Source organism: Rhizobium sp. CB3171, from assembly GCF_029714265.1.
Taxonomy (GTDB): Bacteria; Pseudomonadota; Alphaproteobacteria; order Rhizobiales; family Rhizobiaceae; genus Rhizobium.
In genome coordinates, this window is record NZ_CP121652.1 from 1,538,336 (window position 1) to 1,551,490 (window position 13,155).

Here is a 13,155-nt window from a genome sequence, read left to right on the forward strand (position 1 = left end):
GCCGGGTTTTCTTTTGCCCAAAATCTTGCCGCCTTGACCGACCGGCGGATAGAATGCGCCCAACAAAGGGAGAGACAGATGGCTGAAGAACTCGTTTTCTATACCAACCCGATGTCGCGCGGACGCATTGCCCGCTGGATGCTCGAGGAGATCGGCCAGCCCTACCGCACCGAATATCTCGACTTCGGCACGGCGATGAAGGCGCCCGAATACCTCTCAGTGAACCCTATGGGCAAGGTGCCGGCCATCAAGCACGGCGATACCATCGTCACCGAATGCGCTGCCATCTGCGCCTATTTGGCCGAAACCTTTCGTGAGGTCGGTCTTGCGCCGACGGCAGCCGAACGCGGCAATTACTTCCGCTGGATGTTCTTTGCCGCCGGCCCGATGGAGATGGCCGTGACCAACCGCGCGCTGGGCTTCGAAATCCCTCCCGAACGCCTGCGCATGGCGGGTTGCGGCAGTCTGGAACATGTCTTCGACACTCTGGAACAGGCGGTTAGCGCCTCACCGTTCATCGCTGGCGACCGTTTCACGGCCGCCGACGTCTATGTCGGTTCGCATGTCGGTTGGGGCCTCAACTTCCGCACCATCGAGAAGCGTCAGGCTTTCATCGATTATTGGGGTCGCGTCAGCGACCGCGACGCCTACCGCCGCGGTAACGAATTGGACAATGCGGCGATGCCAAAGCAAGCGAATGCTTGAAAAGACAATGGACTAGAGCCAACTTCTCATTCAGCACATCATACCGTTATTGCAGCGGCATATGGATTTCCGTCAGCAACTCGGTCGGCGGCACATCGCGTGGATTGTTGAGATATTCTTCGAACATCACCGCATCGCGCAGTTGCCGGCCGGAGGCAGGAAGCCATTCGGCATAGAGCCACTGATAGGCCTTGTACATATCGGCATACGGCCCTTTGTGCCGTAACACAGCATACTCGCCACCGTCGATTGTCCGCCGTTCCAAGGGCGCCTCGGCGGCAATATCGTCGCCAGCATTGACGCAGGCATAGGAGCGCAATTTGTCGACCGCGATCAGGTCGGGATCATCCAGATAGACGCCGATCATCCGCATATCGGGCCTGGCAAGACCGCGAGCGAAGATGGTGCCGAACAGAATTTCGAAAGGAGCCGCGATGGGCGACACCGATAAGCGAAATCGGCGAGAGGATGCGAAGCGTAACGTCGAACATGACCGTGATCCTTCCTTGGGTACTGGGTTCGAAGATCGTGTGGCTTCCCTCATTCCGATATCGCGCCGGCGGTGTGCCGTAGACGGATTTGAAGATGCGGTTGAACGACTGGAGGTTGGGATAGCCCGACCGCTTTGCAATGTCGTTGACAGATAGACGGGTGTTGACGAGATCGCCGGCGGCACGGTGCAGCCGCAGCCGCTTGACGGTCGCCGCCGCCGTCTCGCCATAGATCGCCCGATAGATCCTGTGCCAATGATAGCTGGACATGCAGGCGATCTCGGCAAGCTTTTCCATATCGAGCTCGTCATCCAGATGCTCGTGGATATGGGCCGAAACCCGCCGCAGGCGGGTCTCGTAAAGCGCCCATGCCGTTCCGCCACTCATGTCAAACCCCTTGCAAATCGATCGGCCTCAAAAGACCATATCTCGATTTGACAAATCCTGCTGAGTTTGGCGGACAAAACAAAAGCGGCGGGGCCATTAGCTCCCGCCGCTTCTGATCAGTGTAATAAAAAACTCTTAGCCGGCGAGTGCGGCAGCAACTGCCTCAACCGCTTCATCAGCCTTGGCGCCATCCGGACCGCCGGCCTGGGCCATGTCGGGACGACCGCCGCCGCCCTTGCCGCCGAGCGCGGCCGAGGCAATGCGGACGAGATCGACGGCGCTGAAGCGGTCGGTCAGGTCTTCCGTGACGGCAACGACGGCGCTGGCCTTGCCATCTTCCGAGACGCCGATCAGCGCGACCACCCCGGAGCCGAGGCTGGTCTTGCCATCGTCGGCAAGACCCTTGAGATCCTTCGGGTCAACGCCGGAAATGGCCTTGCCGAGGAACTTGACGCCATTGACGTCACGGACCGCATCGGCGGAACCGCCCTGACCGCCCCCCATGGCGAGCTTGCGCTTGGCGTCAGCCAGTTCGCGCTCCAGCTTGCGACGCTCGTCCATCAGCGCCTCGACGCGCGACACGACATCGCCCGGCTGCACCTTCAGCGTCGAGGCCAGCGTCTTCACGCGCTCATCCTGCTCGGTCAGATAGTCGCGAGCGGATTCGCCGGTCACCGCTTCGATACGGCGGACACCGGCGCCGACGGCACTTTCGCCGAGGACGCGGATAAGGCCGATCTGGCCGGTGGCGGAGACATGTGTGCCGCCGCACAGCTCGACAGAATAGGGCTTATCAGCCTTGGCACCGCGCACGCCCTGCCCCATGGACACGACGCGGACTTCATCGCCGTACTTCTCGCCGAACAGCGCCATGGCGCCATCGGCAATGGCGTCGTCGACGCTCATCAGGCGGGTCGTGACCGGCGAGTTCTGCAGCACGATTTCGTTCGCCATATCCTCGACCACCTTCAGCTCTTCAGCCGACATCGGCTTCGGATGCGAAACGTCGAAACGCAGACGCTCGGGCGCCACCAGCGAACCCTTCTGCGCCACATGGGTGCCAAGTACCTCGCGCAACGCCTCATGCAGCAGATGGGTCGCGGAGTGGTTGGCGCGCAGGCGCGACCGCCTGTTGTGATCGACCGTCAGCACGACGGCGTCGCCGATCTTGATCTTGCCTTCAGACACTTCCGAGCTATGAACGAAAAGGCCTTCGCCCTTCTTCTGCGTATCGCTGACTGTGAGCTTGCCGTGGTCGCTAGAAACCACGCCGGTATCGCCCATCTGACCGCCGGATTCACCGTAGAACGGCGTCTGGTTGACGATGATCTGTACCTTGTCGCCGGCAGATGCGCTGTCGACGGCAACACCGTCCTTGACGATTGCCTGGATAACGCCTTCAGCGGCCTCCGTGTCGTAGCCGAGGAATTCGGTGGCGCCGAACTTTTCCTTGAGCTCGAACCAGATGGTTTCGGTTGCCTTGTCGCCGGAGCCAGCCCAATGCGAGCGAGCTTCGGCCTTCTGCCGTTCCATCGCGTCGGTGAAGCTCGATATGTCGACGCCGATGCCGCGGGCGCGCAACGCATCCTGCGTCAGGTCGAGCGGGAAGCCATAGGTGTCATAAAGCTTGAACGCGATCTCGCCGTCGAGGCTGTCGCCCTTGTGAAGCGTCGAGGTTGCATCGGCAAGCAGCGACAGACCACGCTCCAGCGTCTTGCGGAAACGGGTCTCTTCCAGCTTCAGCGTCTCGGAAATCAGCGCTTCGGCACGCACGAGCTCGGGATAGGCGCGGCCCATCTGCTGGACGAGCGTCGGCAACAGCTTCCAGACCAGCGGCTCCTTGGCGCCGAGCAACTGCGCATGGCGCATGGCGCGGCGCATGATGCGGCGAAGCACATAGCCGCGGCCTTCGTTCGACGGCAGCACGCCGTCGGCGATCAGGAAGGCGGAGGAGCGCAGGTGATCGGCGATGACGCGGTGGCTGGCGCGGCGTTCGCCCTCGGCCTTGACTCCGGTCGCCTCTTCCGAAGCCTCGATCAATGCGCGGAACAGGTCGATGTCGTAATTGTCATGCTTGCCCTGCAGCACGGCAGCAACGCGTTCGAGACCCATGCCCGTGTCGATCGACGGACGCGGCAGGTCGACCCGCTGCTCCTTAGTGATCTGCTCGAACTGCATGAAGACGAGATTCCAGATCTCGATGAACCGGTCGCCATCCTCTTCCGGCGAGCCGGGAGGGCCGCCCCAGATATGGTCGCCGTGATCATAGAAGATTTCCGAACATGGGCCGCAAGGACCGGTATCGCCCATTGCCCAGAAATTGTCGCTGGTGGCGATGCGGATGATCTTGTCGTCCGAAAGACCGGCGATCTTCTTCCAGAGATCATAGGCGACATCGTCGGTATGATAGACCGTCACCAGCAGGCGCTTGGCGTCGAGGCCGAATTCCTTGGTGATCAGGTTCCAGGCAAGCTCGATGGCGCGCTCCTTGAAATAGTCGCCGAACGAGAAATTGCCGAGCATCTCGAAGAAGGTGTGATGACGCGCGGTATAGCCGACATTGTCGAGGTCATTATGCTTGCCGCCGGCGCGCACGCATTTCTGTGCCGTCGATGCAGTCTTGTAGGGGCGCTGCTCCAGGCCGGTGAAGACGTTCTTGAACTGCACCATGCCGGCATTGGTGAACATCAGCGTCGGATCGTTGCGTGGAACAAGCGGGCTCGACGGCACGATCTCGTGGCCGTTCTTCTTAAAATAGTCGAGAAAGGTCGACCGGATTTCGTTCACACCGCTCATATTGGGCCCTTCAGTCCTTGCCTCGAGCGAGATGTCCCATCTCGCTCATGTTCCTTCACCTAGCATGGTCTTGTCCAAAAACCGCTTCGCACTTTTGGGGATCACGCGTTGGCAATATTTAACAAATCCAGTGGCTTTTATCGTCCGCTCCCGGCCCTGTCCAGCCGCACAAGCAAAACCGGCCGTACATCCCTTGGACAATACGGCCGGTTTTGAATTTTAGTCTTGGTTAGTCCTGGACTTGGTCGCGCAAATTACGCGTCCGCGGCATCGCTGTCATCAGCGTCAGGTCCGCCGTTCTGCAGGAAGCGATCGGCGATCAGACCGGCATTCTGGCGCAGCGACAGCTCGATCTCGCGAGCAAGATCCGGATTGTCGCGCAGGAAGAGCTTTGCGTTTTCGCGGCCCTGCCCCAGACGCTGGCTGTTATAGGAGAACCAGGCACCGGATTTCTCGACGATGCCAGCCTTGACACCCAGATCAATCAGCTCACCAGTCTTGGAAACGCCCTCGCCATACATGATGTCGAATTCCACCTGCTTGAAGGGCGGTGCCATCTTGTTCTTGACGACCTTGACGCGGGTCTGGTTGCCGACCACCTCTTCGCGCTCCTTGACGGAACCGATACGGCGAATATCGAGACGGACGGAGGCATAGAACTTCAGCGCATTGCCGCCGGTCGTCGTTTCCGGCGAGCCGAACATGACGCCGATCTTCATGCGGATCTGGTTGATGAAGATGACCATGCAATTGGACTTCGAGATCGAAGCGGTAAGCTTGCGCAGCGCCTGGCTCATCAGGCGGGCCTGCATGCCTGGCAGGCTGTCGCCCATCTCGCCTTCGATTTCGGCACGCGGCGTCAGCGCGGCAACGGAGTCGACGACGAGAACGTCGATGGCGCCGGAACGCACCAGTGTATCGGTAATTTCAAGCGCCTGTTCGCCTGTGTCCGGCTGCGAAATCAGGAGGTTCTGCAGGTCGACGCCGAGCTTGCGGGCATAGACCGGATCGAGCGCGTGTTCGGCGTCGACGAAGGCGCAGATGCCGCCCTTCTTCTGGGATTCGGCAATGGTCTGCAGCGCCAGCGTCGTCTTACCGGAGCTTTCCGGCCCGTAGATCTCGATGATGCGTCCCTTCGGCAAGCCGCCAATGCCGAGAGCGATATCGAGGCTCAGGGAGCCGGTGGAAACTGTTTCGATTTCGACCACGTTCTCGTTCGAGCCGAGCTTCATGATCGAGCCCTTGCCGAACGACCGCTCAATTTGAGAGAGTGCCGCTTCAAGTGCCTTGCTTTTATCCACCGATTTGTCCTCTACAAGCCGCAAAGAATTCTGAGACATCCGATCCACCTTTAGGTTATTGAAGCCGCTCAAGCAATGTCGCCGCTGATGAGAATTGTGTACTCTATTTGTTCTCATGTCGCAAGAGCACAACAAGCAATTGAAAGAAAATGGTAAAATGAATTTCGTTCTACATTTGTTTTCTTCTTTCATAGCAAGTACTTACGTGTCCTTGCCGGGCATTTTGCGTGAGATATCAGCCGGCTCGATTCGCCTTTGGAAGCGCTGAGGAGATCGATATGGCGAAGAAGATTCTCGTTCTGGGTGGTGCCCATATCGACCGGCGCGGCCGCATCTTCGGCGAGACGGCGCCGGGGGCCAGCAACCCGGGCGCATGGTTCGAGGAACCGGGCGGTGGCGGCTTCAACGCGGCACGCAATCTGGCCCGTCTCGGCTTTGATGTGCGGCTGATCTCGCCGCGTGGCGGCGATGCGGCCGGCGAGATGGTGGCGGAAGCGGCGCTCAATGCCGGCGTCGACGACAAGCCCTTCGTTTTTCTCGATCGAAAGACGCCGAGCTATACGGCAATCCTCGAACGCGATGGCAATCTGGTGATCGCCCTCGCCGACATGGAGCTCTATAAGCTGTTCGTGCCGCGCCGGCTGACGATCCGCGCCATCCGCGATGCCTTCGAAGCCACTGACCTGATCCTTTGCGACGCCAATCTACCCGCCGAAACGCTGGCCGCCATCGCAATGCGCGCAGCCGATTGCGGCAAGCCATTGGCCGCGATCGCGATTTCGCCGGCCAAAGTGGTGCGCCTGAAGCCCTGCCTTGCCGGCATCGACCATCTTTTTCTGAACGAGGCCGAAGCTGCGGCGCTGACGGAGAGCCGTCCGGACGATCCGCGCCATTGGATCGCCGGATTGCGGGCACTCGGCCTCAGGGGTGGTGTCATTACACGTGGCAAACGCGAACTGATCGCTTTTTCCGGCGATGCCGCCGTCAGCCTGCAGCCGCCAGTTATCGATGAGGTTGCCGATGTCACCGGTGCCGGCGATTCGCTCGCCGCCGGTGTTCTGGCCGCCCTGCTTGCCGGTCACGATCTCGGCGAGGCGGTGCGCTATGGGGCAGCGGCCGCCGCGATCACCGTGCAATCACCATTCGCCACGGCGGAGGATCTTTCGCCCGAGCTTCTGAAGGCAATACTGGCTCTTGTTCCCGAAGCCGCTATTTTGTCATGAAGCGCACGATTTTCGCATTTCCCAACTCAGCCAATTGGACACAACCATGACCAAGCCCATTTCACCCCTGCTGCCGATCTCCTATTCGAAGGAGGTTGCTTCAGCAAAATTGCGCGGCGCTCCATTGGTGGCATTGGAATCGACCATCATCACCCATGGCATGCCCTATCCCGGCAATATCGAGATGGCGCGCAGCGTCGAGGCGATCATCCGGCAGGAAGGCGCCGTGCCGGCAACGATCGCCGTCATTCATGGCGTGCTACATATCGGCCTGGAGCCTGAAGAGCTGGAGGCGCTCGCCCAGACGACTGGCGCGATGAAGGTTTCGCGCGCCGACCTCGCCTTCGCCATTGCAGAGCGCCGCACGGGCGCCACCACGGTTGCCGCGACGATGATCGCCGCAGCGCGGGCCGGCATCAAGGTTTTCGCGACCGGCGGCATTGGCGGCGTGCATCGCGGCGCCGAGGAAAGCTTCGATATCTCGGCCGACCTGGAAGAGCTCGCCCGCACTGACGTCATCGTGGTCTGCGCCGGCGCCAAGGCCATCCTGGATATTCCGAAAACGCTGGAAGTGCTGGAAACCCGCGGCGTGCCCGTCGTCACCTACGACAGCGCCGAATTCCCCGCCTTCTGGTCGCGTTCCTCCGGCCTGCCGAGCCCGCTGACCTTGAACAGCCCTGCCGCGATCGCCAACTTCCAGGTAACCCGTGAACAGCTTAGCATCAACGGTGGCATGCTGATCGCCAATCCAGTTCCGGAAGCCGATGAAATCCCGCGTGAGGAGATGGAAATCTACATCGAACGCGCCTTGGACAGCGCCGAGCGCGACGAAATCGCCGGCAAGGCGGTCACTCCCTATCTGCTCAGCACCATCTTCGACATCACCGACGGCCGCAGCCTGAAGACCAATATCGCACTGGTCGAAAACAATGCGCGCCTTGCCGCGGAAATCGCGGTTGCTCTGGCGGAATAATCGGAAGCGAGTCGCTTCGATAACGGACGGCAACCCGCGCAGCCGCTTTAGGTCAATGTGAACAGACCTAAGGCGGCGCGCAGTTCCGCAAGGGTTGCCTCCGTCCGCTGCCTTGCCCTGAGCGTACCTTGCCGCAGGACTTCCAGGGTGTAACCGGGATCGGCGGCATAGTGGGCACGGCGCTCGCGGATCGGGGCCAGCAGAGCTTGCAGAATATCTTCAAGATGCTGTTTCACGACCATGTCGCCAAGACCGCCCCTTCGATAGCGCTCCTTTAGCTCTTCGACGAAAGTCCTATCCTCGGCAAAGGCATCGAGATAGGTGAAGACGACATTACCCTCCACCTTTCCCGGATCGGCGGCGCGCAGATGGGCGGGATCAGTGTACATCCGGCGTACGGCTTGCCGAATATCGTCCGGCGATACGGATAGCGGGATGGCATTGCCCTGCGATTTGCTCATTTTGGCTTTGCCATCGACGCCCGGCAGGCGGCCGACCGTCGGGATCATTGCCTCGGCTTCCGGAAGAACCTCGCGTCCGGCCTGCCGGTTGAGACGACGCACGATCTCATTGGTTTGCTCGATCAGCGGAGCCTGATCTTCACCCACCGGAACGATCGTCGCCTTGAAGGCGGTGATGTCAGCCGCTTGAGCGACGGGATAGCAAAGAAAACCTGCTGGGACATCACGCTCAAAGCCGCGAAGCTGGATTTCCGTCTTGATGGTCGGGTTGCGCTCCAGCCGTCCGACGGTCACGAAGTTCAGATACAGTACCGTCAGTTCGGCCAGCGTCGGCAATGCAGATTGCAGGCAAATCGTCGTTTCGGCCGGATCGATCCCCACGGAGAGATAATCGAAGACGACCTCTAGCACGTTCCGGCGAATCTTCTCCGGATCATGCGCGTTGTCGGTCAGCGCTTGCATATCCGCCAGAAGCAGGAATTGCCGATGCGTATGCTGGAGGGCCACGCGGTTCCTCAGAGAACCGACGTAGTGACCGAGATGGAGGGGACCTGTAGTCCGATCGCCTGTGAGAATGACCGGGCGATTATCGATAGGTGACATTTAGTTGCTCCGTTAAGGAGCCGCCGCGATCGGAAAGATGCCGGGAAATGACCATGCCTGCCGGATCACGGCGGCAAGGGTCGATTTCAAGAAATGACGACTGCCGCTCCTAGAAGGAGCGCCACCACATCCGCAGGCTGGCGTTAGCGAGGTCGGTCATATCGGTTTGATGCCACGGATCAGATTGGAATGGCAATGGTGAACGTTGGACTTGTGACGCCGGTATCGTCCAAAGCTTGCATATTTCTTTGGTTCGCAGAGCGATAAAGCGCATCAAAACAGCGCTTTACCCGGCCTCCCTCACTTAGCGATCCAGCGTTTCCCTGACCACGACGGCAAGCTGCTTCAGCGAGAAAGGCTTCGGCAGGAAGCCGAACTTGGCATCGGCCGGCAGGTTGCGGGCAAAGGCATCTTCGGCATAGCCGGATACGAAGATGAACTTCATATCGGGATATTTCTTGCGCAATTCACGCAGCAGCGACGGTCCGTCCATCTCCGGCATGACGACGTCGGAAACGACGACATCCACCTGTCCGTCGAGTTCATCCATGATATCGAGCGCTTCGACGCCGGATCCCGCCTCATAGACGGTATAGCCACGCGTCTCGAGCATGCGCTTGCCACCCCTGCGCACCGCCTCCTCGTCCTCGACAAGCAGAACGACGGCCGATTTGCCGGTGAGGTCCGCAGGCTCCTCCGGCGGCGGGACGACAGCGGCAACGCTCTGGTCCATCGCCGAGATATCCCGGCTTTCGGAGGCCTGGCCTTCGATAACAGTCGGAATTTCGACGATATGGCGCGGCAGGAAGATGCGGAAGGTCGTGCCCTTGCCGACTTCGGATTCCGGGTGGATGTAGCCGCCCGATTGCTTGATGATGCCGTAAACCATGGCTAGGCCAAGCCCGGTGCCCTTGCCCACTTCCTTCGTCGTGAAGAAGGGCTCGAAGATCTTGTCCATGATGTCGGGCGCGATCCCCGTACCCGTGTCGCTGACCTCGACCAGCACCATTTCCTCATGCGGCAGATAGGCATAGTTGAAGGCAGCCACATCCGTTGCCGACAAATTGCGGGTGCGCAGCGTCAGCGTGCCGCCCTCCGGCATGGCGTCGCGGGCGTTGACGCAGAGGTTGATCAGCACCTGCTCGAACTGCGACAGATCGGTCTTCACCGGCCAGAGATCGCGGCCATAGTCGACATCCAGCTTGACATGCGTACCCGACAGCAACCGGTCCACCAGCATACGCAGGTCACCGATCACATCCGTCAGATTGAGGATCGTCGGCCGCATCGTCTGCTTGCGCGAGAAGGCCAGCAACTGCCGCACCAGCACGGCGGCGCGGTTGGCGTTGCGCTTGATCTCCATCAGATCGGCGAAGCTCGCGTCGGATGGCCTTGCCTGCAGCAGCAGATGGTCCGATGACAACAGGATCGCCGTCAGCACATTGTTGAAATCATGCGCAATGCCGCCGGCGAGCGTGCCGACCGCGTTCAGTTTCTGCGTCTGCGCCATCTGCGTTTCCAGCGCCTTCTGCTCGGTCACTTCAACGGCGTAGACGATGGCCGCTTCTTCGGGCGCTTCGTCGGTCTGATCGATGACGGCATTGATATAGAAGCGGAAATGCCGTGTGTCGTCCTTCGGATTGCGCGAATCGATCGGCGGGATATCGCCCTGCCGATCCTTGGCGGCGGCAAGTGCCTGTTCCAGCCGCGGCCGGTCAGCGTCAAAGACGATGCTCTCGAGGGCGGCGCCACGCTCGATATCGTCGCGCGAAACGAGATCGGAGAAGAGCTTCAGGAAGGGTGCGTTAGTGCGCAGAATGCGACCTGCACCGTCCACGGAGGCGATCGCCATCGGCGTGTTGTTGAAGAAGCGACTGAAGCGCATCGCCGCAACGGAGGCCGACTGATCGTTGTCGCCTCCATTCTGCCGTGTCAGCACGATGGTGCGGCTTTCGCCAGGCGCCCCGTCACGCATCGAGGTGACACTGTGGACGATTTGCACCGGCAGGCTTTGGCCGTTGGCGCGGCGCAGATCGAGATCGAGCGTCACCGTCTTTTTCAGGCCGGGTTCGGCCTGAACGGACTGGATCAGCGTCAGCCCCTCGCCGGCCACGAGATCGCCGATAGTCATCGAGCCCGGCGTGAATTTGGTCAGATCGAAGCCCAGCCATTCGGCGAGCGTCGCGTTCAGATAGAAGATTTCGCCCTTGCGGCCGGCTGAAAAGAAGCCGGCCGGCGCATGATCGAGATAGTCGATGGCGTTCTGCAATTCCTTGAAGAAACGCTCCTGATCATCCCGCTCCGAAGTGATGTCGGTGATCTGCCAGATATGTAGCGCTTTGCCGCGCCCCTGCTCAGGCGGCAGCACACGCGCCTTCAGGCGATACCAATGCGCGCCGTTGCCATTGCTCTCTCCGGGACCGAGCGGCTTCAAGAGCCGGAACTCCTCCGAACCCTCCTTGCCGTCGCGCAGCCCGTTGGCAAGGCGATAAAGCGCTTCGTTGGATTCGCGATTGCGGGACAGCAGCGTTTCCAGCGATTGGACGTCGGTCGCCTTGGCCGCGCCCGTCAACCGGCCATAGGCGCCGTTGGCGTAGACGATGCGGCCCTTTTCATCCGTGATCAGCGTGCCGTCCGGATGGCTGTTCAGGAATGAGCGCGCCAGGCTGTCAGACTGCGTCTGCGGCATGACTTCCACGAAACCGATAATCGAGGAGACGAGAAAGAAGATGCCGACCATGGCGAGAATGCCGAGCCCGCCAAGCACGGTTTCATTGTCGAGCTGGTCCTTGAAAACGACAAAAGCGGCGGCGGCGGCCACCAGCACCAGGGCGAGCAGGATGATGCGCAGCACGGTGCCCGAACGAACCCCGCGATCCACCAGCGGCACGCTATACTCGTCGGACTGACGCTGCTTCGTCATAAACCCCTCGTCTCCGCCCTCTTCCTTCTCACGTCATGCACTTGACGGATCGCCGGATTCGGAACTTTCGAATCTTCTTTAGCAATTTGCCGCATCAGCAAAAAGCTTTGCGGGGCTAGAAAGGCCTGTATTCACAAGGAAGAGCGCTGGACAAATTACGATCTATCTTGTTTCCGGAGCGGACCTGTCCATATGATCGCCTCATATCGAGACAAAGGTGCGGACGCGGGACCGGTCGTTTTAACGGCAAGGCTGCGGCATTGGGGAACAATTACGGAGTATCTCGAAATGTGGGACGAAATCGCCGGGGCCTATGGCAGTCGCTTTTTCCTTGCAGCCGGTGGGGTCGGCATTGCCCTCCTCCTCTTGATCTGCATCCTCTGGATCTTCCGCAACCGAGCGCCCTCGCCTTTCGTGCGCGGCGGCAAGAACCGTCAGCCTCGCCTGCAGGTGCTGGACGCCGCCGCCGTCGACGCTCGCCGCCGGCTGGTGCTGGTACGGCGCGATGGCATAGAACATCTTATCATGATCGGCGGCCCGACCGATATCGTCATTGAGTCGGGGATTTCCGATGCCGCCAAAGCAGGCATGCCGGCACCGACCCCAGTCGGAACGCCGCTGGCCTACGAACGCCGGTTGGAACCGGCGCAGGAAGCCCCGCGCCTCGATCATTTGCCGGCGACCGCTTCCGAGCCACCCGTCCTCCAGAAAGCTGCGGTCGAAGCCTATATGCCGCCGGAACCCAGTGCTGCCGTTGAACCGGCTCATCTTCATGTCGCGCCGGCGGCCGAGCGCCCGCAACCCGCCTTGGCGCCACAACAGCGCACGCCCGAATCGGTGGCGATGCTGGGGGAAGCGGAAGTCGCCGATATTCTCGATGCCGCTCGTCGGCACGTACTACCGCAAGAGCCGGCGCGTGTCGCTGCCGCCCCACAGCCTGTCCACCAGCCCATGGCCGCCTCTCCGCAGCCGATCCGCCAGCCGATTGCGCCCGCAGTCGCTTCGGCGCCGCCCGTGGTGGCACCGCCGCCAGTGCGCGAGCCCGGCGCCGATTTCCAGCGCATATTGGAAGCGGAAATGTCAAACAATCTTACCGCGGAACGGATCATCCCGAATGTGCCGCAACGGCAGATTCAGCAGCCTGCGGCCTCCCCGGCGCAGCGCCGCGATCCGGAACTGCCGCCGATGACCGGGGCGGATACCGCGCTTCAGAAAGAGGTCGCCCGCATTTTCGGCGAAATGAGCGTCAACCGCGACAAATGAGGCGCGGCCAACCGCTCCTGCGAACATGA

The 13,155-nt window shown here is 60.8% G+C and carries 8 protein-coding genes and 1 pseudogene; 4 read left to right on the plus strand and 5 right to left on the minus strand.

Annotated features, from left to right (window positions below; all coding sequences use genetic code 11):
- Positions 1-78 precede the first annotated feature (78 nt).
- Positions 79-705 (plus strand): glutathione S-transferase family protein, encoded by a 627-nt coding sequence (locus tag QA648_RS07615; RefSeq protein ID WP_283050607.1) that lies wholly within the window; start codon positions 79-81, stop codon positions 703-705.
- A 46-nt stretch (positions 706-751) separates the two neighbouring features.
- Here the strand turns inward: QA648_RS07615 and QA648_RS07620 are convergent.
- From QA648_RS07620 to recA, 3 genes and pseudogenes are all read right to left on the minus strand, one after another.
- Positions 752-1,583 (minus strand): annotated as a pseudogene (locus QA648_RS07620) (AraC family transcriptional regulator).
- Positions 1,584-1,718: 135 nt separating this feature from the next.
- A complete protein-coding gene (gene alaS / locus QA648_RS07625) occupies positions 1,719-4,379 on the minus strand; it encodes an alanine--tRNA ligase (RefSeq protein ID WP_283050608.1) in 2,661 nt (886 codons plus the stop codon).
- 254 nt (positions 4,380-4,633) lie between these two features.
- Positions 4,634-5,719, minus strand: coding sequence for a recombinase RecA (gene recA / locus QA648_RS07630; protein ID WP_104825111.1), 1,086 nt, complete (start codon positions 5,717-5,719; stop codon positions 4,634-4,636).
- A gap of 239 nt (positions 5,720-5,958) precedes the next feature.
- Between recA and QA648_RS07635 the strand changes: the two genes are divergently transcribed.
- Entirely contained in the window at positions 5,959-6,903 is a 945-nt protein-coding gene (locus QA648_RS07635; protein WP_283050610.1) for a carbohydrate kinase family protein, read from the plus strand.
- Positions 6,904-6,949: 46 nt separating this feature from the next.
- Positions 6,950-7,876: a pseudouridine-5'-phosphate glycosidase gene (locus tag QA648_RS07640; protein ID WP_104823248.1), complete on the plus strand. Its 927-nt coding sequence runs from the start codon at positions 6,950-6,952 to the stop codon at positions 7,874-7,876.
- A gap of 47 nt (positions 7,877-7,923) precedes the next feature.
- On the opposite strand, the gene trpS is transcribed toward QA648_RS07640, so the two are convergent.
- On the minus strand, positions 7,924-8,940 hold the full coding sequence (gene trpS, locus QA648_RS07645) for a tryptophan--tRNA ligase (RefSeq protein WP_283050613.1): 1,017 nt from the start codon (positions 8,938-8,940) through the stop codon (positions 7,924-7,926).
- Between the two features lie 304 nt (positions 8,941-9,244).
- Positions 9,245-11,863: a cell cycle histidine kinase CckA gene (locus QA648_RS07650; protein ID WP_104823250.1), complete on the minus strand. Its 2,619-nt coding sequence runs from the start codon at positions 11,861-11,863 to the stop codon at positions 9,245-9,247.
- A 288-nt stretch (positions 11,864-12,151) separates the two neighbouring features.
- On the opposite strand from QA648_RS07650, the gene QA648_RS07655 reads away from it, so the two are divergent.
- Positions 12,152-13,126: a flagellar biosynthetic protein FliO gene (locus tag QA648_RS07655; protein ID WP_283050618.1), complete on the plus strand. Its 975-nt coding sequence runs from the start codon at positions 12,152-12,154 to the stop codon at positions 13,124-13,126.
- The last annotated feature ends 29 nt before the right edge of the window (positions 13,127-13,155 follow it).

Bases quoted from the DNA above. Each gene is read 5' to 3' on its own strand.
- QA648_RS07615 (WP_283050607.1), top strand. From the start codon at position 79: ATGGCTGAAGAACTCGTTTTCTATACCAACCCGATGTCGCGCGGACGC.
- alaS (WP_283050608.1), bottom strand. From the start codon at position 4,379: ATGAGCGGTGTGAACGAAATCCGGTCGACCTTTCTCGACTATTTTAAG.
- recA (WP_104825111.1), bottom strand. From the start codon at position 5,719: ATGTCTCAGAATTCTTTGCGGCTTGTAGAGGACAAATCGGTGGATAAA.
- QA648_RS07635 (WP_283050610.1), top strand. From the start codon at position 5,959: ATGGCGAAGAAGATTCTCGTTCTGGGTGGTGCCCATATCGACCGGCGC.
- QA648_RS07640 (WP_104823248.1), top strand. From the start codon at position 6,950: ATGACCAAGCCCATTTCACCCCTGCTGCCGATCTCCTATTCGAAGGAG.
- trpS (WP_283050613.1), bottom strand. From the start codon at position 8,940: ATGTCACCTATCGATAATCGCCCGGTCATTCTCACAGGCGATCGGACT.
- QA648_RS07650 (WP_104823250.1), bottom strand. From the start codon at position 11,863: ATGACGAAGCAGCGTCAGTCCGACGAGTATAGCGTGCCGCTGGTGGAT.
- QA648_RS07655 (WP_283050618.1), top strand. From the start codon at position 12,152: ATGTGGGACGAAATCGCCGGGGCCTATGGCAGTCGCTTTTTCCTTGCA.